Source organism: Pseudomonas sp. M2 (genome assembly GCF_015751845.1).
Taxonomy (GTDB): domain Bacteria; phylum Pseudomonadota; class Gammaproteobacteria; order Pseudomonadales; family Pseudomonadaceae; genus Aquipseudomonas; species Aquipseudomonas putida_E.
In genome coordinates this window covers 1,925,852-1,952,316 of record NZ_JADOUD010000001.1, presented here as the reverse complement: position 1 = coordinate 1,952,316, position 26,465 = coordinate 1,925,852, and the positions used below count along the sequence as shown (strand labels likewise).

Below are 26,465 nucleotides of genomic sequence, written 5' to 3'. Positions count from 1 at the left end.
CTTTGCGGCCCTTTTGTAGTCAGCCCAATAACTGTCGCAACACCTCGACATACGCCCGAGCGCTTTCCTCTTCTTGCCCGTGGCGCCCCTGGCGCACCACCCACTGCCCGTTGACCATCACATCGCGTACCTGGCGGTCGCTCCCGGCAAACAGCCAGCGGTTGAGAATTGCATCTTCGTCGGCCGTGGCGATATACGGGTCTTGCCCATCCAGCACCAGCCAGTCGGCACGTTTGCCCACGGCCAGCTCACCCACGGGCTGCCCCAATGCCTGAGCCCCACCCATCAGTGCCGCGTCATACAGGGTGCGGCCAACCATCGGCTGATCTTCGCGATAAAGCCGGTTGCGCCGCTGGTCACGAAGGCGCTGGCCATATTCGAGCCAACGCAGCTCTTCGACCACGCTCAGCGATACATGGCTGTCAGAGCCGATACCCATCCGGCCACCCTGGCTCAGGTAGTCCACTGCCGGGAAAATCCCGTCACCCAGGTTGGCTTCGGTGGTCAGGCACAGCCCGGCCACCGCGCCACTGCCGGCCATGGCCGCCACTTCGTCAGCCTGCGCGTGGGTGGCATGCACCAGGCACCAGCGCGCATCGACCTGCACATGCTCATACAGCCACTGCAGCGGGCGCAGGCCGCTCCAGGCCAGGCAGTCGTCGACTTCCTTCTGTTGCTCGGCGATATGAATATGGATCGGACATTGCTGATTGCCCGCTGCCAGTACCTGGGCAATCTGCCCCGGTGTAACCGCCCGCAGCGAGTGGAAGCACAAGCCCAGCTGCTGCGCGGGTTGTGCAGCGATTGTCGCAGCGAGTTGCGCGTGCAATTGCAGGTACTGCTCGGTGGAATTGATGAAGCGCCGCTGCCCCTCGCTGGGCGGCTGGCCACCGAAGCCGGCATGGCTGTACAGCACCGGCAGCAGGGTCAGGCCGATACCGCTGCTGGCCGCCGCCGCGCTGATGCGGCGGGACAGCTCGGCTGGGTCGGCATAGGCCTTGCCCGCCTGGTCATGGTGCACGTAGTGGAACTCGGCCACCGAGGTGTAACCGGCCTTGAGCATCTCGATGTACAGCTGGCGGGCGATGACCTGCAGTTGCTCCGGGGTGATCTTGCCGACCAGGCGATACATCAGTTCGCGCCAGGTCCAGAAACTGTCGTTGGGGTTGCCCGCGACTTCTGCCAGGCCGGCCATTGCGCGTTGAAAGGCATGCGAGTGCAGGTTGGGCATGCCGGGCAGAAGTGGCCCGGCCAGCCGTTCGGCGCCGTCGGCCGAAGCGCCGGACTCGATGTGGGTCATTGTGCCATCGCTGGCGACCTCGATTCGGACATCGCTGGCCCAACCATCGGGCAGCAGGGCGCATTCGGCGAAGTAGGCGGACATCTGTGAAATCCTGTTATGGCTGACTTGTATATACATATACAGTTGTTTGCCTGCCGGGTAAACTGCGGCAAGCTACCGCCCATTCAATCGCACAAGGATCCAACGCCGTGCCGACACCTCCTGTCTCCGCGCTGGTTGCCCAGATGGGCGAGGGCCCGGCGCCGCTGTACGCGCGGGTCAAACAGATGATCATCCAGCAGATCGACAACGGCAGCTGGCCGCCCCATCACCGGGTCCCTTCGGAGAGCGAACTGGTCAGCCAGCTGGGATTCAGCCGCATGACCATCAACCGCGCCCTGCGTGAGCTCACTGCCGAAGGCCTGCTGGTGCGCATGCAGGGGGTAGGGACATTCGTTGCCGAACCCAAGAGCCGCTCGGCGTTGTTCGAAGTCAACAACATCGCCGACGAGATTGCCGCGCGTGGCCACCAGCATAGCTGCCAGGTGATCACCCTTGCTGAAGAAGCGGCCGGTTCCGAGCGCGCTCTGGCACTGGACATGCGCGAAGGCCAGCGGGTGTTCCATTCGCTTATCGTGCATTACGAAAACGGCATCCCGGTGCAAATCGAGGACCGCTACGTCAACGCGGCGATCGCGCCCGATTACCTCAAGCAGGATTTCACTCGGCAGACGCCTTACGCCTACTTGTCCCAGGTCGCACCGCTGACCGAGGGTGAGCACGTGGTCGAGGCGATCCTGGCCGAGCCCCACGAGTGCCAACTGCTGCAGATCGAGCGGGGCGAGCCTTGCCTGCTGATTCGCCGCCGTACCTGGTCCGGTCGCCAGCCGGTGACGGCCGCGCGGTTGATCCACCCCGGCTCCCGTCATCGCCTGGAAGGACGTTTCAGCAAATGAACCCGTTGCAGTTGTTGCGTGCGCAGGACTACCCGCGGATGCCGTGGAAGAACGGCGGCGGCTTCACCGAGGAAATCACCCGCGACAGTGGCGAGGGCCTGGAGGGGTTCGGCTGGCGCCTGTCGATTGCGGATATCGAAGCGTCTGGTGGTTTCTCGATGTTTGCGGGCTACCAGCGGATCATCACGGTCTTGCAGGGGGATGGCATGCGCCTGCTGGTCGACGGGCAGGCCAGCCGGCCGCTGTTACCGTTCGACGCCTTCGCTTTCGCTGGCGAGAGCCAGGTCAGTTGCAAGCTGCTGGGTGAGAGGATTCGTGATTTCAACCTGATCTACTCGCCGCAGCGCTATCGCGCGCGCTTGCAGTGGTTCGATGGTACCAGCCGGCTGTTCAGTTCGGCGTCGACTGTGCTGCTGTTTTCGGGCAGTAACCAGGTTGAGGTGCAGTTGGCCGGGCATGGTTTGGAGCGGCTGGGCTTGTATGACTGCCTGCGGCTCGAGGGGAACGACACGCTGCTGGAGTTGCAGGTTCAGGGGCGGTTCTGCCTGATCGAGCTGATTCCAACCTGAGCTGGCTGAGGCTGCTGTGCAGCCCTTTCGCGACACAAGGCCGCTCCTACCGGAAACCGCGCCCGTCTGGGCAAACGCGATCTGTGTAGGAGCGGCCTTGTGTCGCGAAAGGGCCGCGCAGCGGCCCCGGTTTTCTCCAGGCTGTTCAAAAGCGGTCCCACTATTTTGGTTGTCCATGCTTGTACATACAAGTAAAGGTGTGTTTGTATATCCAACACGACACACCTGCCCGCGGACGACCGCAGAGGACCCTTCCCGTGACCGACAACAATAAATACCGTGACGTTGAAATCCGTGCCCCACGTGGCAACACGCTGACCGCCAAAAGCTGGCTGACCGAAGCGCCACTGCGCATGCTGATGAACAACCTCGACCCGCAGGTCGCGGAAAACCCCAAGGAACTGGTGGTTTACGGTGGTATCGGTCGCGCCGCCCGCAACTGGGCCTGCTACGACAAGATCGTCGAAACCCTGACCCGCCTGGAAGATGACGAAACCCTGCTGGTGCAGTCGGGCAAACCGGTCGGGGTATTCAAAACCCACAGCAACGCTCCACGCGTTCTGATCGCCAACTCCAACCTGGTGCCGCACTGGGCCAACTGGGAACACTTCAACGAACTGGACGCCAAGGGCCTGGCCATGTACGGCCAGATGACCGCCGGCAGCTGGATCTACATCGGCAGCCAAGGCATCGTCCAAGGCACCTATGAAACCTTCGTCGAGGCCGGCCGCCAGCACTACGGTGGCAGCCTCAAAGGCAAGTGGGTACTGACTGCAGGCCTTGGCGGCATGGGCGGCGCCCAGCCCCTGGCCGCGACCTTGGCCGGCGCCTGCTCGCTGAACATCGAATGCCAGCAGAGCCGTATCGATTTCCGCCTCCAAACCCGCTACGTCGACGAGCAGGCCAAAGACCTCGATGACGCCCTGGCGCGCATCGCCAAGTACACCGCCGAAGGCAAGGCCATCTCCATTGCCCTGCATGGCAACGCCGCAGAAGTCCTGCCGGAGCTGGTCAAGCGTGGCGTGCGCCCGGACATGGTCACCGACCAGACCAGCGCCCACGACCCGCTCAACGGCTACCTGCCGGCCGGCTGGACCTGGGAGCAGTACCGTGACCGCGCGCAGACCGAGCCGGCTGCCGTGGTCAAGGCTGCCAAGCAGACCATGGCCGTGCACGTACAAGCCATGCTCGACTTCCAGAAGCAGGGCATTCCGACTTTCGACTACGGTAACAACATCCGCCAGATGGCCAAGGAAGAGGGCGTAGCCAACGCGTTCGATTTCCCAGGCTTCGTACCGGCATACATCCGCCCGCTGTTCTGCCGCGGCGTGGGGCCGTTCCGCTGGGCTGCGCTGTCCGGCGAAGCCGAGGATATCTACAAGACCGATGCCAAGGTCAAGGAACTGATCCCCGACGACGCCCACTTGCACCGCTGGCTGGACATGGCCCGTGAGCGCATCAGCTTCCAGGGCCTGCCAGCGCGCATCTGCTGGGTTGGCCTGGGCCTTCGCGCCAAGCTGGGCCTGGCCTTCAACGAAATGGTACGCAGCGGCGAGCTGTCGGCGCCGATCGTCATTGGCCGTGACCACCTGGACTCAGGCTCCGTATCGAGCCCCAACCGTGAAACCGAATCGATGCGTGACGGTTCTGACGCCGTCTCCGACTGGCCGTTGCTCAACGCCTTGCTCAACACTGCCAGCGGCGCTACCTGGGTTTCGCTGCATCACGGTGGTGGGGTAGGCATGGGCTTCTCGCAGCACTCGGGCATGGTCATCGTCTGCGATGGTACCGATGAAGCCGCCGCACGCATCGCCCGTGTGCTGACCAACGACCCGGGCACCGGTGTCATGCGCCACGCCGACGCCGGCTACGACATCGCCGTGGACTGCGCCAAGGAACAAGGCCTCGACCTGCCAATGATCACAGGCTGATCGCTGCACTTTGACCGATACTGAACAACAAGAAAGGGCCTGCGGGCCCTGACAGAATGGAGTAGCGAAGTGACCGAACTGACCCTCAAGCCTGGCACCCTGACCCTGGCCCAGCTGCGCGCAATCCACGCCGCACCCGTGCGCCTGCGCTTGGACGCCAGCGCCGATCAGCCGATCAACGACAGCGTCGCCTGCGTCGAACAGATCCTTGCCGAAGACCGCACGGCCTACGGTATCAACACCGGCTTCGGCCTGCTGGCTTCGACCCGTATTGCCAGCCATGACCTGGAAAACCTGCAGCGCTCGCTGGTGCTGTCCCACGCCGCCGGTATCGGCGCGCCGCTGGACGACGACCTGGTGCGGCTGATCATGGTGCTCAAGATCAACAGCCTCAGCCGTGGTTTCTCCGGCATCCGGCGCAAGGTGATCGATGCGCTGATCGCCTTGGTCAACGCTGAAGTCTATCCGCATATACCACTCAAAGGCTCTGTCGGCGCCTCCGGCGACCTGGCACCGCTGGCGCACATGTCGCTGGTGCTGCTCGGCGAAGGCAAGGCACGGTACAAGGGCCAATGGCTGTCGGCCACTGAAGCCTTGGCCGTCGCTGGCCTGGAGCCACTGACCCTGGCCGCCAAAGAGGGCCTGGCGCTGCTCAATGGCACCCAGGCGTCCTCGGCTTACGCCTTGCGCGGCCTGTTCTACGCCGAAGACCTGTACGCCGCCGCCATCGCCTGCGGTGGTCTGACCGTTGAAGCGGCACTGGGCTCGCGTGCGCCATTCGATGCACGGGTGCATGCCGTGCGTGGTCAGCGGGGCCAGATCGATACCGCCGCCTGTTTCCGCGAACTGCTGGGTGATACCAGCGAGATTTCCCAATCGCACAAGAACTGCGACAAGGTTCAGGACCCGTACTCGCTGCGTTGCCAGCCGCAGGTCATGGGCGCCTGCCTCACCCAGTTGCGCCAGGCCGCCGAAGTGCTCGGCATCGAGGCCAACGCGGTGTCGGACAATCCGCTGGTGTTCGCTGCCGAGGGCGATGTGATCTCGGGTGGCAACTTCCACGCAGAGCCTGTAGCCATGGCCGCTGACAACCTGGCCCTGGCCATCGCCGAAATCGGCTCGCTGAGCGAGCGCCGCATTTCGTTGATGATGGATAAGCACATGTCGCAGCTGCCGCCATTCCTGGTGGAAAACGGTGGGGTCAACTCCGGCTTCATGATCGCTCAGGTCACGGCTGCGGCCCTGGCCAGCGAGAACAAGGCCCTGTCGCACCCCCACAGCGTCGACAGCCTGCCCACCTCGGCCAACCAGGAAGACCACGTGTCGATGGCCCCGGCTGCGGGCAAGCGCCTGTGGGAAATGGCCGAGAATACCCGCGGCGTGCTGGCCATCGAATGGCTGGGCGCCTGCCAGGGGCTGGACCTGCGCAAGGGGCTCAAGACCTCGGCCAAGCTGGAGCAGGCGCGCCAGGCGCTGCGCAGCGAAGTGCCGCACTACGACCGTGACCGTTTCTTTGCGCCGGATATCGAAAAGGCCGTCGAGCTGTTGGCCAAGGGCAGCCTGACCGGCCTGCTGCCGGCAGGCGTTCTGCCCAGCCTGTGATGCCCTTGGGGCCGCCATGCGGCCCATTCGATCTCACGACCACAAAAACAAGATCAGGACGTGACATGCAACAAGCTCAAGGTCTCAAGCGTGGGCTATCGGCCCGCCACATCCGTTTCATGGCGCTCGGTTCCGCAATCGGTACCGGGCTTTTCTACGGTTCGGCCTCTGCCATCCAGATGGCCGGGCCGGCCGTGCTGCTGGCCTACCTGATTGGCGGCGCCGCCGTGTTCATGGTCATGCGCGCCCTCGGCGAGATGGCCGTGCACAACCCGGTCGCCGGCTCCTTCGGCCATTACGCCACCACCTACCTCGGCCCCATGGCCGGCTTCATCCTCGGTTGGACCTACGCCTTCGAAATGGTCATCGTCGCCATCGCCGATGTCACCGCCTTTGGTATCTACATGGGCTTCTGGTTTCCTGAAGTGGCCCGCTGGATCTGGGTGCTGGGCATCGTCTTCCTGATCGGCGGCCTGAACCTGTGCAACGTCAAGGTGTTCGGCGAGATGGAGTTCTGGCTGTCGCTGCTCAAGGTCGGTGCCATCGTCGCGATGATCCTTGCCGGCCTTGGCATCATGGCTTTCGGCTTAAGCCAGGTTGGCACCGGGCATGCGGTCGGTTTGAGCAACCTGGTCGAGCACGGCGGCTTCATGCCCAATGGCGTCGGCGGCTTGATCGCGTCCTTCGCGGTGGTCATGTTCGCCTTCGGCGGCATCGAAATCATCGGCGTCACCGCCGGTGAGGCCAACGACCCGCAACGGGTCATCCCCAGGGCCATCAATGCCGTGCCGTTGCGTATCCTGCTGTTCTACGTACTGACCCTGTTCGTGCTGATGTGCCTTTACCCGTGGCCGCAGATCGGCAGCGAAGGTAGCCCCTTCGTGCAGATATTCAGCAACCTGGGCATCGGATCGGCGGCGGCAGTGCTCAACGTCGTGGTGATTTCCGCTGCGGTTTCTGCCATCAACAGTGACATCTTCGGCGCGGGTCGCATGATGTACGGCCTGGCCCAGCAAGGCCATGCGCCACGCGGCTTCAGCCAGCTGTCCAGGCACGGAGTGCCGTGGATGACCGTGGTGGTGATGGGGGCTGCGCTGTTGATTGGCGTGGTGCTCAACTACCTGATCCCCGAGAACGTGTTTCTGCTGATCGCGTCCATCGCCACGTTCGCCACCGTGTGGGTGTGGTTGATGATCCTGGTTACCCAGGTTGCCATGCGCCGCAGCATGAGCCGCGAGGAAGCGGCCCGGCTCAAGTTCCCGGTACCGTTCTGGCCCTACGGCCCGGCCATGGCCATTGCGTTCATGGTGTTCATCTTTGGCGTGCTCGGTTACTTCCCCGATACACAGGCAGCGTTGCTTGTCGGTGTGATCTGGGTGGTGTTCCTGGTTGCGTCCTACCTGTTGTGGTGCAAACCGCGGGCAGGGCAGGGCGAGGTGGCCCAGGCAGCGGCCGAGCTGCATCGCTAGTTCAGGAGATTGCATATGAGAACCCTCTGGCAGCACTGCCATGTGGCAACCATGGTGGACGGCCGTTACTCGATCATCGAGGACGCAGCGATCGTTACCAGCGGCGGCGTGATCGAATGGCTCGGCCCACGTAGCGAAATGCGGCCGGTCGAGGCGCAACGTACGGTTGACCTGGGCAATGCCTGGGTCACCCCCGGGATGATCGACTGCCACACCCACGCCGTGTTCGGTGGCAACCGCAGTGGCGAGTTCGAGCAGCGCTTGCAGGGTGTAGGTTATGCCGAAATCGCTGCGCAAGGCGGGGGCATCGCCAGTACCGTGCGGGCCACCCGCGCGGCCAGCGAGGATGAGCTGTTCGCCAGTGCCCGCGAGCGGGTACAGGCGCTGATGCGCGATGGTGTAACCACAATCGAAATCAAGTCCGGCTACGGCCTGGACCTGGCCAACGAGCGCAAGATGCTGCGTGTGGCCAGGCGCCTGGCCGACGAATTGCCGGTTGCTGTGCGCGCTACCTGCCTGGCCGCCCACGCCTTGCCGCCGGAATATGCCGGTCGCGCCGACGACTACATTGCGCATATCTGCGACCAGATGCTGCCTGCACTCGCCGCCGAGGGGTTGGTGGACGCCGTGGACGCGTTTTGCGAGCACCTGGCGTTTTCCCCGGCGCAGGTCGAGCGGGTGTTCATCAAGGCCCGCGAACTGGGCTTGCCGGTCAAGCTGCACGCCGAGCAGCTCTCGTCGCTGCACGGCTCCAGCCTGGCAGCGCGCTACCAGGCGCTGTCGGCCGACCACCTGGAATTCATGACCGAGGAAGACGCCGTGGCCATGGCCGAGGCTGGCACTGTCGCCGTGCTGCTGCCCGGCGCGTTCTACTTCCTGCGCGAAACCCAACTGCCTCCAATGGACGCCTTGCGCCGCCACGGCGTGAGGATTGCCCTTGCCAGCGACCTCAATCCTGGCACATCGCCAGGTCTGTCGCTGCGGCTGATGCTGAACATGGGGTGCACGCTGTTTCGCATGACGCCGGAAGAAGCCCTGGCTGGCGTTACCATCCATGCCGCCACGGCGCTGGGCATGGGCGACACCCATGGTTCGCTGGAGGTCGGCAAGGTGGCGGACTTTGTCGCCTGGCAGATCGAGCGCCCCGCCGACCTGGCCTATTGGCTGGGCGGCGACCTGCCCAAGCGCGTGGTGCGCAAAGGCCATGAAATATCCCACTGAGCGAGGCGAGATGGACAAGGTACTGAGCTTCCACCAGGGCCGTTTGCCCCTGCTGATCAGCATGCCCCATGCGGGGCTCAAGCTGACCCCGGCCGTGCGCGACGGCCTGGTCGACGAGGCGCGCAGCCTGCCGGACACCGACTGGCATATCCCGCGCCTCTACGATTTCGCCCATGAGCTGGGGGCCAGTGTGGTGGCGGCGGAGTATTCGCGCTTCGTCATCGACCTTAACCGGCCGGATGACGACACGCCTTTGTACGCAGGTGCAACCACGGGCCTGTATCCGGCCACACTGTTCGACGGTGCGCCGCTGTTCAAGCAGGGGCAGGCACCCTCTGCCGACGAACGGGCCACTTACCTGGAGCAGATCTGGCGGCCATACCACGCCACCATCGAGCGCGAACTGGCCCGCCTGCGTGAGCAGTTCGGCTACGCCCTTTTGTGGGACGCACACTCGATCCGTTCGCTGATCCCGCACCTGTTCGACGGCAAGCTGCCGGACTTCAACCTGGGTACCTTCAACGGTGCCAGTTGTGATCCTGAGCTGGCGCAGTGGCTGTCGGGCGTGTGTGCCGAGGCGCCGGGCTACAGGCATGTACTCAACGGGCGTTTCAAGGGCGGTCACATCACTCGCCACTATGGTAATCCGGGCAACCATGTCCATGCGGTACAACTGGAGCTGGCGCAGAGCACCTACATGGAGGAAACCGAGCCGTTCGCCTATCGTGCGGACCTGGCGCAACCGACTCAGGCAGTGTTGCGACGTTTGCTGGAAAGCGTGTTGGCCTGGGGCTTACGGCGCTACGGGAGTTGAGCGAAACGGGGCGGCCCGCGCACCGCGGCCGCCCTGCACGCTATTGCTTACTCGGTCGATGAGCGGGGTTTGCGATCAGGATCTGCAAAAGACGTAAGCTCGCGAATCAGGCGCAGCTCGCGCGCCTGTCTGTTGCGTTCCAGTGCCTGGAATTCGTCGCCCAGCGTAGCGATTGGCCTGTCAGGGTACTGATCCGGCAGTTCAAGTATCTGGGCCTGGTAGATATGCTCGATGTCTGCAAAACGTTCAGCATGGGCTTGGCGCAAGTGCTGGACCCACCTCTGGTTACCGGCGGCAAAATTCAGGAAATCCTCTCCCAACTCGCTGCGCTGCACTGCCAACTCCGCATACGCCAACTCGTCGATATTGGCATTGATGGCATAGCGCAGGGTGTCTTCGGGCTGGCCCAGCTCAAGCGGGGTATTGAGCTCACGGCGGTAGGTAAGGCGAACTTCCGCTTCGTCCCGGTTGGCAGCCTCGCTCTTGGCAATCTCATCCAGTGCTTGCAGGCGATACAGGCGCCGCAGTTCCCGATAAAGGTTGCCCTCGCTATCGGCCGTATCGATCTGCAGGCGCTGGTTGGCGATGTACAGTTCGATGTTCTGGAACACCAGCAGAGCGCCGTCGTGGCAGGTCTGGTCACCATTGTCCTGAACAAGTGCTTCGTTGGCCTGATGGTTGAACAGCGCAAGGTCGTCCAGGTTGACCACCGCACTGACCAGGACCTTGCGTACGCGCCCGCAGAATGAAACGCGGGTCTTGCCATTCTGGTATGGGGCCGAGTTGCGCAGACGGCCTACCAGCGCCAGAAGATTTTCGGCACCCCCCGATCGCTGCAAACTCTCCCAACTGTCCCTCAGGGCTTGGTTCTCGATGTCCGAGGCAAGCAGCCAGTTTTCCACGTTGGGGACATCGGCAGCTGGGTCCAGGAGGGGCAGGTGGTTATGACCGACTATCCCGCCGTCTCCCGATGACTCGCTCATGCTGTCTGACAGATCGATGCCAAAGGTGAAACTGTGCTGGCTGTTTGAAGATGCACGGGCACGCATGACCGCTTCGTCCGTCAGCGGATTGCTGAACAACAGAATCGAGCTGATGGGGAAATCGTTGTCCAGGTTGGCCAGTATGTGGGCCGGCAGTTCGGTAAGCCGGTTTTCGCTCAGGTCCAGCATCTCCAGTGGGAACAAGCTGTCTACCCAGGCCGGCCACTGCTCAAGGCCCATGCTGTTGAGGTCGAGTCGGCGAAGTGTTTGCAAGGCCTGAGGAGTGTGTGCGATCGCCCCCATTCGGTTGCCCGTGAGGTCCAGCGAGTTGAGGGTGGGTAAGCCGCCCAACGTGTTGATCACGTTCTGGTCGATCAGCAGGCCTGACTGGCGCAAGGCGATGTCCGTCAACCCCGGCAAGCGCAGAAGCGCAGAAGGCAGTGACTGCTCGGCTTGTCGGTAGTTGTCGATCGTCAGGCGCGTCACCCGTGGGAACCGGCTCAGCAATCCATCGAGCTGTGCCGTCGTACCATTGACGCGCTCAAGCGCAAGGTTATGCACCTGTGCGATGAAGAAGGCCGGCAAGCGTCTTGGAAAATGCGCCAGGGCAACATCATTCAGGCGTAAAGCCGCGCGTGTCAGCCCTGTTTCCTGGTAATGCCAGAACTCGTTCAGTGCCGCAGCGATACGGGTTCTGGCAGTCATTGCCGTTTGGCTGACTGGCGCGCTTGAGCTTGAGGCATTCACATAGTTATCGATGGCGTCGCGCAGTTGCTGGCGCTGCTGCAACTGGGCAGCCAGAAGCGTTCTGAACGCATCAGACTGGTCCATCTCAAAACGTGAGGCGCGGCCATCTTCGCTCAACATAACGCGGCGTATATCATCCTCGAAGAGCGGATTGCCCTGCATGGAAACCAGCGCGTGCTCGGCAATGTTGATTCGGTTATCCCGCAAAAGGTGCGGGAGGAGTCTGATCTGGTTGTTGCGCAGGCCAATGTGCCGAACCTGAGTCAGGGTGTTGTAGCCAACGCCCTCTGGCCAATGATCCAGTGCCATGTCGTCCAGGCCCAGGTAATCGAGTGTCAGTTCATTGAAGAGTGGGGGATGCTGCCCCGAAAATCGGTTACCGCTCAGGTCCAGTCGTCGCAGCCGTGTGAGCCCTGCCAGGCTGTCGATGTCTGTTGAGGACAGCGTGAGATTCTGGTTGGTCAGGCTCAGTGTTTCGAGGGCCGGTAGGCGCTGGGCAATCATGGGCAGGCTGAACTGGAATGCTGAAGGAGTTCCTTCAGGCCGGTAGGCGCGGCTGATCTCCAGCGATCTCAGGTTGGCAAACTGTCGGACCAGGCTGTCCAGTTGCGGACCGTGCTGGTTCCAGCCTTCATAATGTTCGGGTGATGTTTCAATCAATTGCAGGTCCGTGACGCTGGCGCTGAAGAAGTCCGGCAGTTCAAGAGGAAACTGCGCCAGGGATAGGCGCTCGAGACGAAGCGGGGCGATGGCTTCGCTGGTCGCCAGGAACGCACGCTCATACCAGTGCTGGGAGATGGCGTTCATCAACCGCTCCAGGCCATCGGTGCTCTGATGAGATCCTTGTGCGGCTTGTCGACGCCAGTCGTCCAGCCGGCTTTGCAGTCGGTCGCGTTGCTCCATCAGCCCGCTGAGCATCTCATCGATCTGAGCGCGGGTCAGGTTTCTGTTTTCCAGCGCGGCCATGATCTGCTCTGCGGGCCGTGGTACGGGAGTGTGTTGGCCGATCCGGCGTATGGAATTGAGCAGCGTCTGCCTTGAAGTGCTGCCAGCGCGGGGGCGGGTGCCGCCCAGCGGGTAGCCCAGCCGCCCATCTGCCAGGCGCATGGGCGAGCGAAAGCCCGGTGGCACGCCCTGCATGCCCAGCACCCGGCGCAATATCGCCCGTGGCAAGAGAGGCGCGTGTTGAATCCTGCTTCTGAGTGCGTGCATGTCCTCGACCGCCAGCGCCTGCCTTTGCTCGGCAGTGAGTACCTCGAACAGCGCCCCATGCAATGAACCGTGGACGCAAAGCTGATCGTCGGGGCGGGTACTGTCCATGACTACGTAACCTGCCCGGGCGCTGATGATCGACTTGCTTGCTGGCACCTCACTGGCGCCGATCTTGTCGATCTGGGCCGGCGAGTTCTGGCGCTGTTCGAGGGTGATGCCGACCTCGCTTGGCCAGCCAGGCAGTTGCTCGAGGGTGTGCAAGACCAGCACGTCGGTATCCCAGTTGCGTACACCTTCCAGATAAAGCCCTTCATAGGCGCGATTCAACCGTACCTGTTGCGCAAGGCAGCGGACTTCTTCGGCGAGCCGTCTGGGGACTTTGCCAGTGGTCAGCTCACCCTGTTCGAAGGTATTGGCATGGCGCAACAACTCCTCGGTGAGGGGTGCCGGAAGCCGCGGATAGCGAGCCTGGATGACATCGGCGCCGGGCACCTGAGGCGCGGGCAGCTGACGATAGCGCCTTTCGAAGGCTGCATGGAGTTGGTTGGGCTCGGCCAGCTCAGGCAGGTGCTTGAGTGTCTGGTAGAGTTTGAAGCGAGACAGGGTGTCTTCCAGTTGTGCGGGTAGCCGCTGGCTGTTGCAGAGCGCATGGCGCAGAACATCTTCCTGGGTACCACTCACCCGCAGTATGCGCAGGGCGGTTTCATCGTCGAAATGCGCGCCAAGGTGGCCGGCACGTCTGAATAATTGCAGTTCTGGCCATTGTTCGGGCCTTTCTGCCGGTAGCAACCAGGCGCCAGCACCGTTGTGGCGTAGCGGCGGTTCATGGCTCAGGGCCTTGGCGGGGTGCACCAGGCGGTACTCACCATTTTCAGATATCCGTTTGACCGAATAGGTGCTGTCTTCGACTGCCAGCCAGGTCTTTCCAGCATGGCGATACAGGCCGGATTCATCCGGCAGCAGGCCAGCCGGTAGCACGACGTCATGGGCGTACGGGCGGGCGTCTGGTCGCCACAGGCGGCTACTGCCATCTGGCATGAGCACGGGCTCGAGCTCTTCGATGAACGAGGGTGTTTCCACGGAAATCTTCTCGACGGCCGGCCTGCCGTCGGCCGCCCCTGTTGCTACGGCCACAGTGGTTAAGGCAACGTTCTCGACAATATCCATCAGGTAATCGAGCGCTTGCTCACCGTCGCCGTCAGCCCAGCTTTCGAGGCCCTCGAAAACCTCGTAGCTCAGCTGAATGAGCGACAGACCGAGCATCAACTGCCCCAAGCCCGGTACGACGAAGGCGCCAATGTTCAAGGCGCCAGAGGTCAGCTGGGTAAAATAGGCCCTGCGTTTTTCGGCGCTTTTCTGGTCTTCCTGGGCCGTGGAAACGGCATGGAACGAAGCATCGTCCATGCGTCGTTGGCGTTTCTGGCTGACCAGTTCGTTGGGTAGTGGCCGGTTGAAGGGCTGTAGCGTTACCGGTACCCAAGCCTGCGGGTCACGAATACGCCTGGCTTGTTCGCCCTGGTGCGCCGGCGCTGGCAGCAGCAGGGTCCAATCCAATGGTTGTAGACAGTCGCGCAGCTTTTCCATGAAGCGGCCACTGTCACGCGCCGGCACGCCTTGTCGCAGATGGCTGAGTTGCATTGCCCACAGCTGCTCGCGCAAGTGCGCCTGGACTTCATGAACGGTAGCGTGCACTTTCAGCGGGACCCCTGCGCCGGGCAGGTACGTTACCAGCACGTTCTTGTACGCAAGACGGGTTGCGTCGTAACTCAGAAGCAACTCTGGAGAGGGTACGAGGCCTATCATCAGCGCACCGGTCAGGGAGATGTCAAAGAGCTTGAGAAAGGCGCACCGCATGGGGCTTTGCAGGTAGTGCGCCTCGCCACCTCTGGCGAGCGTCAGCAGAGCCTCATACAAGGGCAGGTCGATCATGTTGCCCAGGTAAGCCCTGTGCAGCTCAAGGCAAAAGGCGCACTGCTCGGCGTTGCCGAGCGTCTCGATAACGCTTGCGCTCCCAACGTCGGTGCCAGGGTGATAAATGGCGTTGAGCAAAGCTTGATAGGTGCCGCCGATGTCCAAGTCGCGCACTAGCGAGGCGAAGGCCTGCGGGGCTATCTGAACCAGGTTTCCGGTGGGCAGGTGCGCCAGGAACTGGTTGTTGTCGAGTATCACGGACTCCAACGTTTGGCCATCGAGGCCGCCAGGCTGGGCTTCGGCAGCTTCAAAATTCTGCAAGGCGCAGTGCAGCAGGCTTTGGGTAGCCAGTTTGAATGCCCGCTGGGCAGTGGTGAGCGGGTCCCCAGTCATGTTGGCTTGGTAGGCTTCGGCTTTGCCGGCGTTGAACAGGTAGGTCCGGGTGACATCCAGCTCAAGATTGAAACGCTCCTTGATCGCCGAGCCCAGCCGCTCCCTGGCGAACGCCGCCAGGTCGGGAAGCAGGGCGAACAGTGCGCCAGCTTCGCTTTCGGCCTTGCGGTACGTTTCATATTCCTTGACCAGCCGGTGGGCGTCAGCCGGTTGCCTCTGGCAGGCTTCGGCGAACCAGGGTACCGGGGTGCTCACGGCGGCGCGCATGTGCTGATGGGTTTCAGGCGTGGCAGTGAGCATCCAGGCCGGGATCTTGCCCTCTATCAGGGCCTGGGGGTGAAAAGTGTCATCGCTTCGGGATGACCTTGCATCGGGAAGGTGCGTCATTTACTGGCCTCGCGTCATAAAGCAGCGAGGCTATCGAGCGCGGTGGCGGGCATGTGCATAACATGATCTACCCACAGACACATGCTCAAAGCGCAATTCAGGTTTATGATGCCCAACGGCAGACTTAATCCTCACACGGAGTGCGCAATGCAGACCCTCTACCCTCAGATCAAACCCTACGCCCGGCACGATCTGGCCGTGGAAGCGCCGCATGTGCTGTATGTCGATGAAAGCGGCTCGCCTGAAGGTCTGCCGGTGGTGTTCATTCACGGTGGCCCGGGCGCGGGTTGCGATGCCCAGAGCCGTTGCTATTTCGACCCCAACCTGTACCGCATCATCACGTTCGATCAGCGCGGTTGCGGCCGTTCCACCCCGCACGCAAGCCTGGAGAACAACACCACCTGGCACCTGGTCGAGGATCTGGAGCGCATTCGCGAGCACCTGGGCATCGACAAGTGGGTGCTGTTCGGCGGCTCCTGGGGCTCGACCCTGGCCCTGGCTTATGCCCAGACCCACCCCGAGCGGGTTCACGGCCTGATCCTGCGCGGCATCTTCCTGTGCCGCCCGCAAGAGATCGAGTGGTTCTATCAGGAGGGCGCCAGCCGCCTGTTCCCCGATTACTGGCAGGACTACATCGGGCCGATTCCGCCGGATGAGCGTAATGACCTGGTCAAGGCATTCCACAAGCGCCTGACCGGCAACGATCAGATCGCCCAGATGCATGCCGCCAAGGCCTGGTCCACCTGGGAGGGCCGCACTGCCACCCTGCGCCCCAATCCGCTGGTGATCGACCGCTTCTCCGAGCCGCAGCGGGCCTTGTCCATCGCTCGCATCGAATGCCACTACTTCATGAACAACGCGTTCCTTGCTCCCGACCAGTTGATCCGCGACATGCCCAAGATCGCCCACCTGCCGGCCGTGATCGTGCATGGCCGCTATGATGTGATCTGCCCGCTGGATAACGCCTGGGCGTTGCACCAGGCATGGCCCAACAGTGAGCTGAAGGTGATCCGCGACGCGGGCCATGCGGCGTCCGAGCCTGGGATCACCGATGCGCTGGTACGGGCAGCCGATCAGATGGCCCGTCGCCTGCTCGATTTGCCGCTGGAAGAAGCATGAAGGGGCTGCTGCAGCGTGTGCGCGGCGCGCGGGTAGAGGTGGCGGGTGAAATTGTCGGCGCCATCGACCAAGGCTTGTTGGTGCTGGTGGCGGTAGAGCCTGAAGATACCCGTGAACAGGCCGATAAGCTGTTGCACAAGTTGCTCAACTACCGCGTTTTCAGCGATGAGCAGGGCAAGATGAACCTGTCCCTCAAGGATGTGGGCGGCGGTTTGCTGCTGGTGTCCCAGTTCACCTTGGCAGCGGACACCCGCAGTGGCATGCGTCCGAGCTTTTCGACGGCTGCGCCGCCAGCGCTCGGTGCCGAACTGTTCGACTATCTTTTGCAGCAAGCCCAGGGCCAGCATGCAGATGTGGCAAGCGGCCGATTCGGTGCTGACATGCAGGTGCACCTGGTCAATGATGGCCCTGTGACTTTTCTGTTACAAATATGAAGGAAAAAACGGCCTTGGTTGCGCGAAACAAGGTGTTTTGTACGATAAATAGTTGATCCAGCCTGATGCGTTGTAACGCATCCTGCTGGATAATCGCGCGCTGTTAGGGCCTGCGTTCGCAGGTTCGTTTTACTCTGACTCGAGCATTGTCTGGAACCGTTTGGGGAATCATTACGCCCTCACGGGGTCCGAACAGTGCTCGCCAACCCGGCATTTGTCGCTGGCCGTTGGTTTCATGATCTGTTTTCGGCGAGGGTTGCTCGTGATTGTTAGTCCCCATAAAGCATCTAGAATCCCCGGCAATCGGCTGCGCAAGGCCCTGATGGCCAGTGCCGCACTGGTCGGCCTGATGAGCGCGGGCCAGCTGTGGGCATTCAATCTTGACGATGTTGCAGCCAAGGCAAAGGATCTCGCCGGCCAGAAGTACGAAGCACCGAAAAGCAATCTGCCGGCAGTCTTCCGCGACATGAAGTTCGCCGACTACCAGAAGATTCGCTTCCTGCAGGAAAAGGCCGAGTGGGCCAAGGACAAGACGCCGTTCAAGCTGTCCTTCTACCACCAGGGCATGCACTTCGACACGCCGGTGAAAATCAACGAAGTCACCGCCACCACCGTCGAGGAAATCAAGTACGACCCGAACCGTTTCGAGTTCGGCGACGTGCCCCACGACCCGGAAACCACCAAGAACCTGGGCTACGCCGGTTTCCGCGTGCTTTACCCGATCAACAAGGCCGACAAGCAGGATGAAATCATGACCCTGCTGGGGGCCAGTTATTTCCGTGTGGTCGGCAAAGGGCATGTGTACGGCCTGTCGGCCCGTGGCCTGGCCATCGACACCGCGCTGCCGTCGGGCGAAGAGTTCCCGCGGTTCACCGAATTCTGGGTCGAGAAACCCAAGCCGGCCGACAAGCACCTGGTGATCTACGCCTTGCTGGATTCGCCGCGCTCAACCGGTGCCTACAAGCTGATCCTGCGCCCGGGCAACGATACCGTGGTCGATGTGCAGTCCCGCGTGTTCCTGCGTGACCACGTCAGCCGTCTGGGCATCGCGCCGCTGACCAGCATGTACCTGTTCGGCCCTAACCAGCCCTCCAAGGTCATGAACTATCGCCCGGCCCTGCATGACTCCGAAGGCCTGTCGATCCACGCCGGTAACGGCGAGTGGCTGTGGCGCCCGCTGAACAACCCCAAACACCTGTCGGTGAGCAACTTCAGCGTCGAGAACCCGCGCGGTTTCGGCCTGATGCAGCGTCATCGCGATTTCAAGGATTACGAAGACCTCGACGACAACTACCAGAAGCGTCCGAGCGCCTGGATCGAGCCTAAGGGCGACTGGGGCAAAGGCACCGTCGATCTGGTCGAGATCCCGACTGCCGACGAAACCAACGACAATATCGTTGCCTTCTGGAGCCCAGAAACCCTGCCGGAGCCGGGCAAGCCGTTCGAGTACGACTACCGCATGCACTGGACCATCGACGAGTCGCGTTTCCAGGCCCAGGAGCTGGGTTCGGTTACCCAGACCATGCGTTCCACCGGTGACGTCAAGCAGTCCAACCTGATCCGTCAACCAGACGGTAGCGTAGCGTTCCTGGTCGACTTCGCCGGCCCGGCCTTGGCCGCCCTGCCGGAAGACGCCGCGGTACGCAGCCAGATCAGCGTCGGCGACAACGCAGAAGTGGTCGAGAACAATCTGCGCTATAACCCAGAGACCAAGGGCTGGCGCCTGACTTTGCGGTTGAAGATCAAGGAAGCCAAGAAGGCTACCGAGATGCGGGCCGCACTGGTCAGCGATGTTCCGGTCGAAGCAGCCAAGCCTGCCGAAGAAACCAAACACGACAAGACCGCAGCCAAGCATGGCAAGGCTGAAAAAGCCGCCAAGGCCGAGCAACCTGCCAAGGCCGAACAACCTGCCGCCGATGCGGCATCCACCAACGGGACCCCGGCCACCACCGAAAAAGTGCTGACCGAGACCTGGAGCTATCAGTTGCCTGCCGATGAGTAACTCAAGCGCAAGGCCGGAATCGCTTGGCGAGTACCTGGCCCACCTCCCACTGAGCGATGAGCAGCGCGCGGAACTCGCCAGTTGCACCTCGTTCAGTGAGTTGCACCAACGCCTGGCGGGCAATGCGACCGCCACCACCACTGAGGCCGTGCAGGCCTCGGTGGGCCCGCGCCTGACTTTAGGCAGCGCGGCCGAACTGGAAGATGCCCAGATGCTTGGCGTCGACGGCAGCGGCCGGCTTTGCCTGAAGATCGCACCGCCGATCAAGCGTACCCGGGTCGTGCCCGAGCCATGGCGCACCAATGTGCTGATCCGCATGTGGCGGCGCATGACCGGCCGCCCCAACGCGCCGCAGCCGCCAAAGCGCGAGTTGCCGCTGGCGCGCTGGCGCACGGTCGGCTCGATTCGCCGCTATATCCTGCTGACCCTCATGATCGGCCAGACGCTCGTCGCCGGCTGGTACATGAAGGGCATCCTGCCTTACCAGGGCTGGTCGTTCGTCGACCTCGACGAAGTGGTCAACCAGCCGTTGTGGGATACCGTAGTGCAGGTCTGGCCGTACGCGTTGCAAACGTCCATCCTGATCCTCTTCGGCATCCTCTTCTGCTGGGTGTCGGCGGGCTTCTGGACGGCGCTGATGGGCTTCCTCGAGTTGCTCACCGGCCGCGACAAATACCGTATCTCCGGCAGCAGTGCCGGCAGCGAGCCGATCGCTCCTGAAGCACGTACCGCGCTGGTGATGCCTATTTGCAACGAAGACGTGCCGCGCGTGTTCGCAGGGCTGCGGGCGACCTTCGAGTCGGTCGCCGCCAGCGGCAACCTCGACCGTTTCGATTTTTTCGTGCTCAGCGATACCAACGACACTGACATTGCCGTGGCCGAGCAACAGGCCTGGCTGGACGTGTGCCGCGAGACCAAAGGCTTCGGCCGCATCTTCTATCGCCGCCGCCGCCGCCGCGTGAAGCGCAAGAGCGGCAACCTCGACGACTTCTGCCGTCGCTGGGGTGGCGAATACAAGTACATGGTCGTGCTCGACGCCGACAGCGTCATGAGTGGCGAGTGCCTGAGCAGCCTGGTACGCCTGATGGAGGCCAATCCGGACGCTGGCATCATCCAGACCGCGCCCAAAGCGTCGGGTATGGACACGCTGTATGCGCGCATGCAGCAGTTCGCCACCCGCGTGTACGGCCCGCTGTTCACCGCCGGCCTGCACTTCTGGCAACTGGGCGAGTCGCACTACTGGGGCCACAACGCGATCATTCGCATGAAGCCTTTCATCGAGCACTGCGCCCTGGCGCCGTTGCCTGGCAAGGGCGCTTTCGCCGGCGCGATCCTTTCCCACGACTTCGTCGAAGCGGCGCTGATGCGCCGTGCCGGCTGGGGCGTGTGGATTGCCTATGACCTGCCGGGCAGCTATGAAGAGCTGCCGCCGAACCTGCTCGACGAGCTCAAGCGCGACCGCCGCTGGTGCCACGGCAACCTGATGAACTTCCGCCTGTTCCTGGTCAAGGGCATGCACCCGGTGCACCGTGCGGTGTTCCTCACGGGCGTGATGTCTTACCTGTCGGCGCCGCTGTGGTTCTTCTTCCTGGTGCTGTCGACCGCGCTGCTGGCAACCAACACGCTGATGGAGCCGCAATACTTCATCGAGCCGTACCAGCTCTACCCGCTGTGGCCGCAGTGGCACCCGGAGAAGGCCGTCGCGCTGTTCTCCACCACCATCGTGCTGCTGTTCTTGCCCAAGCTGCTCAGTATCATCCTGATCTGGGCCAAGGGCGCGGTCGAGTTCGGCGGGCGGTTCAAGGTCACCTTGTCGATGCTGATGGAGATGCTGTTCTCCATGCTGCTGGCGCCAGTGCGGATGATCTTCCACACCCGCTTCGTGCTGGCCGCATTCCTCGGCTGGGCTGCGACCTGGAACTCGCCGCAGCGTGACGACGACTCCACCCCGTGGAGCGAGGCGGTACGTCGCCACGGCCCGCAAACCCTGTTGGGTATTGCCTGGGCGGCGCTGGTGGCGTGGCTGAACCCAAGCTTCCTGTGGTGGCTGGCGCCGATCGTTGGTTCGCTGGTGCTGTCGATCCCCGTTTCGGTGATCTCCAGCCGCACACGCCTGGGCCTGGCGGCCAAGGACGAGAAGCTGTTCCTGATCCCTGAGGAGTACGCAACGCCCCAGGAGCTGCTCGCCACCGACCAGTACACCCACGAGAACCGCTGGCATGCCCTGCACGACGGCTTCGTCCGCGCTGTGGTCGACCCTCGGCAGAACGCCTTGGCCTGTGCCATGGCCACTGCCCGTCATGGCCAGGCAGCACCGATCGAGGCGATGCGCGCCGAGCGCCTTGCCAAGGCGATCGAGGTCGGGCCCAAAGGGCTGGACCTGGGTACTCGCCTTGCCTTGCTGAGCGACCCGGTCGCCTTGGCGCGTCTGCATGCACAGGTATGGGCCGAGCACAATGCCGCCTGGATCGACGTGTGGCGTGCATCGATCAACAACGACCCACATTCGCCGTTGTTGCCGTTGCACCCGGCGGACGAGGCGCAACCTAGCCTGGTTGGCGCCTGACCGACTCTGGGGCCGCTATGCGGCCCTTTCGCCGGCTTGCCGGCGACAGGGTTTTCCAATCTTTCTCATCCCCTCGGATTTTGGCCAACAAAGTCCCCCCCGGCTCTAGGTCCCAGGGCCGCCATGCGTTAGCATCCCTCTCCGATAAGCCATGCCGGCCGGTACGGCCGTGCCAACAATAAGATTCGCTACTTTTCTTGCTAGGGGACTTGGTGATGATGAAGAAATACCTTTCGCGGCTGCTGGTCGGCGTCACGGCGCTGGTCGCGGTGGCCTCGGCCCAGGCCGGTGCCATCGACGACGCGGTCAAGCGCGGTACCTTGCGGGTGGGCATGGACCCGACCTACATGCCGTTCCAGATGACCAACAAGCGCGGCGAAATCATCGGCTTCGAAGTCGATATTCTCAAAGCCATGGCCAAATCCATGGGCGTCAAGCTGGAGACCGTCTCCACCGCCTATGACGGCATCATCCCGGCCCTGCTGACCGACAAGTTCGACATGATCGGCAGCGGCATGACCCTGACCCAGGAACGCAACCTGCGCCTGAACTTCAGCGAACCGTTCATCGTGGTTGGCCAGACCCTGCTGATCCGCAAGGATCTGGCTGGCGAGATCAAGTCGTACAAAGACCTGAACAACGAGAAGTACCGCATCACCTCCAAGCTCGGTACCACCGGCGAGATGGTCGCCAAGAAGCTGATCGCCAAGGCCACGTACCATGGCTACGACAATGAGCAGGAAGCGGTGATGGACGTGGTCAACGGCAAGGCTGATGCCTTTGTCTACGATGCGCCGTACAACGTGGTGGCGGTCGACAAGGCCGGTGCCGGCAAGCTGCTGTTCCTCGACGAGCCCTTCACCTACGAGCCGCTGGCATTCGGCTTGAAGAAGGGCGATTACGACAGCATCAACTTCATCAACAACTTCCTGCACCAGATCAAGCATGACGGGACCTACGATCGTATCCACGACAAGTGGTTCAAGAACAAGGACTGGCTGAAGGAAATGGAATAAGAAGTAGCTTCAAGCCGCAAGCTGCAAGCTGCAAGAGGAGGTGGGCCAATACGCGGGCTGCTTTTCCTTGCAGCTTGTGGCTTGCGGCTTGCCGCTTTCTGGAGTAACCCCGTGATCAAACACAAGAAAGCCCAATGGCCCTGGCATGCGCTGACGGCGCTGGTCCTGGTGGGCCTGGCGATCAGCCTGTACCTGGCCACCTCGATGATTTCCTACGAGTGGCGCTGGAACCGCGTACCACAATACTTTGCCTACAAGGCCGAGGACGTGCAGCGTGCCAGCGATTACGGCACGGTGCAGGACATCGTCGTCTCCGGCGATAACGCCCGCGTTACGCTCAAGGATGAGAACGGCGGTGAGCAGGTGCTCGATGTGGCCAAGGACAGCCTGCAACTGAGCCGCGGTGACGATTTGGCCGAAGGTGATCAGGTCGGCGTCACCCGTCACTGGGCTGCTGGCCCACTGGCCTGGGGCCTGTGGACCACATTGTGGATCTCGGTAGTGTCCGGGGCGCTGGGCCTGGTGATCGGCCTGTTTGCCGGGTTGTGCCGGTTGTCGAACAACCCGACCCTGCGCGACCTGTCGACCGTCTATGTCGAACTGGTGCGCGGCACGCCGCTGCTGGTGCAGATATTCATCTTCTACTTCTTCATCGGTACCGTGCTCAACCTGTCCCGTGAGTTCGCCGGGGTGGCAGCGCTGGCGCTGTTCACCGGTGCTTACGTGGCCGAGATCGTGCGGGCCGGCGTGCAGTCGATCGCCAAGGGGCAGAATGAGGCGGCCCGCTCGCTCGGGCTTAACGCCAGCCAGTCGATGCGCCACGTGATCCTGCCGCAGGCGTTCAAACGCGTACTGCCTCCGCTGGCCGGGCAGTTCATCAGCCTGGTCAAGGACACCTCGCTGGTCTCGGTGATCGCCATCACCGAACTGACCAAGAGCGGCCGTGAGGCCATCACCACTTCGTTCTCGACATTCGAGATCTGGTTCTGCGTGGCAGGCCTGTACCTGCTGATCAACCTGCCGCTGTCGCATCTGGCCAGCCGGCTCGAGCGGAGGCTTGCGCAAAGTGATTGAAGTCCGTGACCTTTTGAAAGTGTTCGACACCCGAGGCCAGGTAGTGCGTGCGGTGGACAACGTCACCACCCAGGTGGCCAAGGGTGAAGTGGTCGTGGTGCTTGGCCCGTCGGGGTCCGGCAAGTCGACCTTCCTGCGCTGCCTCAACGGCCTGGAGCATTTCGACGAGGGCCATGTGGCCATCAACGGGCTGCGGTTGGAAGACCCGAAAACCGACATCAACGCCTACCGCCGCGAAGTCGGCATGGTGTTCCAGCATTTCAACCTGTTCCCGCACATGACGGTGCTGGAAAACCTGTGCCTGGCGCAGAAGGTCGTGCGCAAGCGTGGCAAGGCAGAGCGTGAGGCCAAGGCGCGGGCGTTGCTGGAAAAGGTGGGTATCTCGGAGAAGGCCAATGAGTACCCCTCGCGGCTTTCCGGTGGTCAGCAGCAACGGGTGGCGATTGCCCGTGCGCTGGCGATGGAACCCAAGGTGATGCTGTTCGACGAGCCGACCTCCGCGCTCGACCCGGAAATGGTCGGTGAAGTGCTGGACGTGATGAAGACACTGGCCCAGGAAGGCATGACCATGGTCTGCGTGACCCATGAAATGGGTTTTGCCCGCGAAGTGGCCGACCGCGTGCTGTTCTTCGATCACGGCAAGTTGCTGGAGGATTCGGCGCCTGCGGCGTTCTTTGCCTCGCCGAAGGATCCGCGGGCGCAAGCGTTCCTGCGCCAAGTGCTCTGAAAGCAGCTGCAAGCTAAAGCCGGGCGGTGATGGGCGGCCCATAGCGTTCGGCTTTAGCTTGTGGCTTGAAGCTTTCAGAGGCTGAAACGCCCGACCATACCTCGCAGCTGCTGGCCCAGCTGCTCCAGCTCGCCGCTTGAAGCTGCCGTTTGTTCACTGGCCGCACTGGTCTGGTCTGACGCATCGCGCACGCTGATCACACTGCGGTTTATCTGTTCGGCCACCACACTCTGTTGCTCGCTGGCCGTGGCAATCTGCTGGTTCATGCCCTGGATGCTCGACACCGTATCGGTGATCTGGCTCAAGGCATCCCCGGCCTTGCGGCTCAGCTCGACACTTTGTTCGGTCAGGCGCTTGCTGTTGTCGAGCAGGCTGGTCACCTCGTCGGTGCCGTTGTGCAAGCTTTCGATCAATTGCTCGATCTCCTCCGTGGACTGCTGTGTACGCTGCGCCAAGCCGCGCACTTCGTCAGCCACCACGGCAAAACCACGGCCGGCCTCACCTGCTCGGGCAGCCTCGATGGCAGCGTTGAGCGCCAACAGGTTGGTTTGCTCGGAGACCGACTTGATCACATCGAGAATGCTGCCAATGCGCTGGCTTTCGCCCGCCAGATGCTGCATAGCTGCCAGGCAGTCGTCCATTTGCCTGGCCAGTTGCTCGATACGGCCAATGGCTTCAGTCACCACCTCATCGCCCTGCTGGGCCTGCTGGTCGGCGTTGGTTGCCGCCAATGAAGCTTGTTCGGCGTTTTGCGCGACTTCCTGGACCGTGGCGCTCATCTGGTTCATGGCAGTGGCGACCTGATCGGTTTCCTCACGTTGCTGGCTGATGCGCAGCTTGGTGTCCTCGCTGCTGGCAGCCAGTTGTGTGGCGGCCTGAGACAAATGGCCAACACCTTGATCGATACCGCCGATCAGCTTGCGCAGGCTCAGGGTCATTTCCTGCATGCTGGCCTGCAGCTGGCCCATTTCGTCACGACGACCCACAGGCTCCACCTGGCTCAGGTCACCCCGGGCGATGCGCGCTGCCACCGCCAGGGTCTGGCGTAGCGGCTGGGTGATCTGCAAGGTGATCAGCCAGCCGGCTGCTACGCCCACCAGCAAGGCCAGTACCGCAACGCTGGTCAACAGCGAGCGGGCGGCCAGTGCTTCGCTGTCGCGCTGCTCGACCTTCCTTTCACCCAACTCCAGGCTCACAGCACGCAGTTCGTTGCCCATCTGCTCCATTTCGCTTTGCAACTGCTCGACAATCAGGGCGGCGCTTCGATACTGACCGAGGGTGGCTCGGTACTTGCCCAGCTCGACGCCAGGCTGCTCCATCACTGCCCGCGGCAGGCCCAAGGGGGTAAGAGCCTTGATCAGTTGTTCGAGGCTTTTGTCGGCGGCGTCCAGTGCAACCTCGCCGACCTTGGCGTAGTCCTCTAGCGGTGAGAAAGTGTAGGCCGGCACGAGGCTTTGCTGATTGGCCCCGTCTACGTGGCGGCTGAGGGTGTCCATCAGCCCCAGTAGGCCACCTTGTTGGGTATCGGCGGGCATTTTCAGCAATGCCTGGGTCTCGAGCTCATCAATGACGGCGTTGAGTTTTTGTTCCTGCGCCTGCATGGCCTCGCGCAGGGCACGTCGGCTTTCGACGGTACGCTGCAAGCTGGCAAAGTTGTCGTTCAGCCGCTGCAGCAGTTGCAGCTTCTGGGTGAGTATCTGGCGTGACTCGTCGACACTACTGCGTTGTTGCAGTGTCGTCAGCATGCCGTCGAGCTGTTGCAGGATGCTGCTTATCTGCGCCTTGCTGGCATCATCGGCCAGCACCCTATAGGTAATGCGCTCGGCACGCAGATCCTTGACCAGATCATTGATCCGGCCAATTTCGCTGAGCTGTTCCGAGCGGGTAATGGCGCCGTCCAGAGCGCGCCAGCCACTGACCGCGGTGGCCAAGGTTAGCAGCAGCACTACGGCGAAACCCAAGGCGAGCTTGGCGCCGACACTGATGTTGCCAATCCTGCGGTTGAGGTAGCTGAACATGGCAAGTCTCCATCCAGTTGAGTGGGTAAGCC

The 26,465-nt window shown here is 62.4% G+C and carries 17 protein-coding genes; 14 read left to right on the top strand and 3 right to left on the bottom strand.

Annotated features, from left to right (window positions below; translation table 11 throughout):
* Window positions 1–19: 19 nt before the first annotated feature.
* Window positions 20–1,384, bottom strand: a complete 1,365-nt coding sequence (locus IWW33_RS09100; protein WP_119688143.1) for a formimidoylglutamate deiminase — start codon at window positions 1,382–1,384, stop codon at window positions 20–22.
* 143 nt (window positions 1,385–1,527) lie between these two features.
* On the opposite strand from IWW33_RS09100, the gene hutC reads away from it, so the two are divergent.
* From hutC to hutG, 7 genes are all read left to right on the top strand, one after another.
* Complete coding sequence (gene hutC, locus IWW33_RS09095; RefSeq protein ID WP_174141112.1) at window positions 1,528–2,238, top strand: histidine utilization repressor; 711 nt, start codon at window positions 1,528–1,530, stop codon at window positions 2,236–2,238.
* The gene (locus IWW33_RS09090; protein WP_046784999.1) at window positions 2,235–2,807 is read left to right on the top strand and encodes a HutD family protein; all 573 of its coding nucleotides are present in this window, start codon (window positions 2,235–2,237) and stop codon (window positions 2,805–2,807) included. Before hutC ends, IWW33_RS09090 begins: the two co-directional genes overlap by 4 nt.
* Before the next feature lie 257 nt (window positions 2,808–3,064).
* Window positions 3,065–4,738, top strand: a complete 1,674-nt coding sequence (gene hutU / locus IWW33_RS09085; protein ID WP_119688144.1) for a urocanate hydratase — start codon at window positions 3,065–3,067, stop codon at window positions 4,736–4,738.
* Between the two features lie 69 nt (window positions 4,739–4,807).
* Window positions 4,808–6,340 (top strand): histidine ammonia-lyase, encoded by a 1,533-nt coding sequence (gene hutH / locus IWW33_RS09080; protein WP_115273399.1) that lies wholly within the window; start codon window positions 4,808–4,810, stop codon window positions 6,338–6,340.
* Window positions 6,341–6,405: 65 nt separating this feature from the next.
* A complete protein-coding gene (locus IWW33_RS09075) occupies window positions 6,406–7,809 on the top strand; it encodes an amino acid permease (protein ID WP_174141008.1) in 1,404 nt (467 codons plus the stop codon).
* Window positions 7,810–7,824: 15 nt separating this feature from the next.
* A complete protein-coding gene (hutI, locus tag IWW33_RS09070; protein WP_115273401.1) occupies window positions 7,825–9,030 on the top strand; it encodes an imidazolonepropionase in 1,206 nt (401 codons plus the stop codon).
* Between the two features lie 10 nt (window positions 9,031–9,040).
* Window positions 9,041–9,844, top strand: a complete 804-nt coding sequence (gene hutG / locus IWW33_RS09065; protein WP_115273402.1) for an N-formylglutamate deformylase — start codon at window positions 9,041–9,043, stop codon at window positions 9,842–9,844.
* 47 nt (window positions 9,845–9,891) lie between these two features.
* Here the strand turns inward: hutG and IWW33_RS09060 are convergent, their stop codons facing one another.
* Entirely contained in the window at window positions 9,892–15,477 is a 5,586-nt protein-coding gene (locus IWW33_RS09060; RefSeq protein WP_196914265.1) for a DUF6543 domain-containing protein, read from the bottom strand.
* A 147-nt stretch (window positions 15,478–15,624) separates the two neighbouring features.
* Between IWW33_RS09060 and pip the strand changes: the two genes are divergently transcribed.
* The 7 genes from pip to IWW33_RS09025 all read left to right on the top strand — a co-directional run bounded on the left by pip (window position 15,625) and on the right by IWW33_RS09025 (window position 24,415).
* Entirely contained in the window at window positions 15,625–16,596 is a 972-nt protein-coding gene (gene pip / locus IWW33_RS09055; RefSeq protein ID WP_115273404.1) for a prolyl aminopeptidase, read from the top strand.
* Window positions 16,593–17,030, top strand: a complete 438-nt coding sequence (gene dtd / locus IWW33_RS09050) for a D-aminoacyl-tRNA deacylase (RefSeq protein WP_012312380.1) — start codon at window positions 16,593–16,595, stop codon at window positions 17,028–17,030. Before pip ends, dtd begins: the two co-directional genes overlap by 4 nt.
* Window positions 17,031–17,292: 262 nt before the next feature.
* On the top strand, window positions 17,293–19,032 hold the full coding sequence (locus tag IWW33_RS09045) for a glucan biosynthesis protein G (protein WP_348635180.1): 1,740 nt from the start codon (window positions 17,293–17,295) through the stop codon (window positions 19,030–19,032).
* Window positions 19,025–21,598 carry a glucans biosynthesis glucosyltransferase MdoH gene (mdoH, locus tag IWW33_RS09040; protein ID WP_174141007.1) on the top strand — a complete coding sequence of 858 codons (2,574 nt, stop codon included), beginning with the start codon at window positions 19,025–19,027 and terminating at the stop codon, window positions 21,596–21,598. Before IWW33_RS09045 ends, mdoH begins: the two co-directional genes overlap by 8 nt.
* Window positions 21,599–21,816: 218 nt before the next feature.
* Window positions 21,817–22,614, top strand: a complete 798-nt coding sequence (locus IWW33_RS09035) for a transporter substrate-binding domain-containing protein (protein WP_046785173.1) — start codon at window positions 21,817–21,819, stop codon at window positions 22,612–22,614.
* A 111-nt stretch (window positions 22,615–22,725) separates the two neighbouring features.
* A complete protein-coding gene (locus tag IWW33_RS09030; protein WP_196914264.1) occupies window positions 22,726–23,688 on the top strand; it encodes an amino acid ABC transporter permease in 963 nt (320 codons plus the stop codon).
* Window positions 23,681–24,415, top strand: a complete 735-nt coding sequence (locus IWW33_RS09025) for an amino acid ABC transporter ATP-binding protein (RefSeq protein ID WP_012312385.1) — start codon at window positions 23,681–23,683, stop codon at window positions 24,413–24,415. The genes IWW33_RS09030 and IWW33_RS09025 overlap by 8 nt, the downstream gene beginning before the upstream one ends.
* Window positions 24,416–24,489: 74 nt before the next feature.
* On the opposite strand, the gene IWW33_RS09020 is transcribed toward IWW33_RS09025, so the two are convergent.
* Window positions 24,490–26,433, bottom strand: coding sequence for a methyl-accepting chemotaxis protein (locus IWW33_RS09020; protein WP_174141006.1), 1,944 nt, complete (start codon window positions 26,431–26,433; stop codon window positions 24,490–24,492).
* Window positions 26,434–26,465 lie beyond the last annotated feature (32 nt).

Coding starts and splice junctions, on each gene's coding strand:
- IWW33_RS09035 (WP_046785173.1), top strand. CDS start 21,817: ATGAAGAAATACCTTTCGCGGCTGCTGGTCGGCGTCACGGCGCTGGTC.
- hutI (WP_115273401.1), top strand. CDS start 7,825: ATGAGAACCCTCTGGCAGCACTGCCATGTGGCAACCATGGTGGACGGC.
- hutG (WP_115273402.1), top strand. CDS start 9,041: ATGGACAAGGTACTGAGCTTCCACCAGGGCCGTTTGCCCCTGCTGATC.
- IWW33_RS09060 (WP_196914265.1), bottom strand. CDS start 15,477: ATGACGCACCTTCCCGATGCAAGGTCATCCCGAAGCGATGACACTTTT.
- IWW33_RS09075 (WP_174141008.1), top strand. CDS start 6,406: ATGCAACAAGCTCAAGGTCTCAAGCGTGGGCTATCGGCCCGCCACATC.
- IWW33_RS09090 (WP_046784999.1), top strand. CDS start 2,235: ATGAACCCGTTGCAGTTGTTGCGTGCGCAGGACTACCCGCGGATGCCG.
- IWW33_RS09100 (WP_119688143.1), bottom strand. CDS start 1,384: ATGTCCGCCTACTTCGCCGAATGCGCCCTGCTGCCCGATGGTTGGGCC.
- hutC (WP_174141112.1), top strand. CDS start 1,528: ATGGGCGAGGGCCCGGCGCCGCTGTACGCGCGGGTCAAACAGATGATC.
- IWW33_RS09020 (WP_174141006.1), bottom strand. CDS start 26,433: ATGTTCAGCTACCTCAACCGCAGGATTGGCAACATCAGTGTCGGCGCC.
- pip (WP_115273404.1), top strand. CDS start 15,625: ATGCAGACCCTCTACCCTCAGATCAAACCCTACGCCCGGCACGATCTG.
- mdoH (WP_174141007.1), top strand. CDS start 19,025: ATGAGTAACTCAAGCGCAAGGCCGGAATCGCTTGGCGAGTACCTGGCC.
- dtd (WP_012312380.1), top strand. CDS start 16,593: ATGAAGGGGCTGCTGCAGCGTGTGCGCGGCGCGCGGGTAGAGGTGGCG.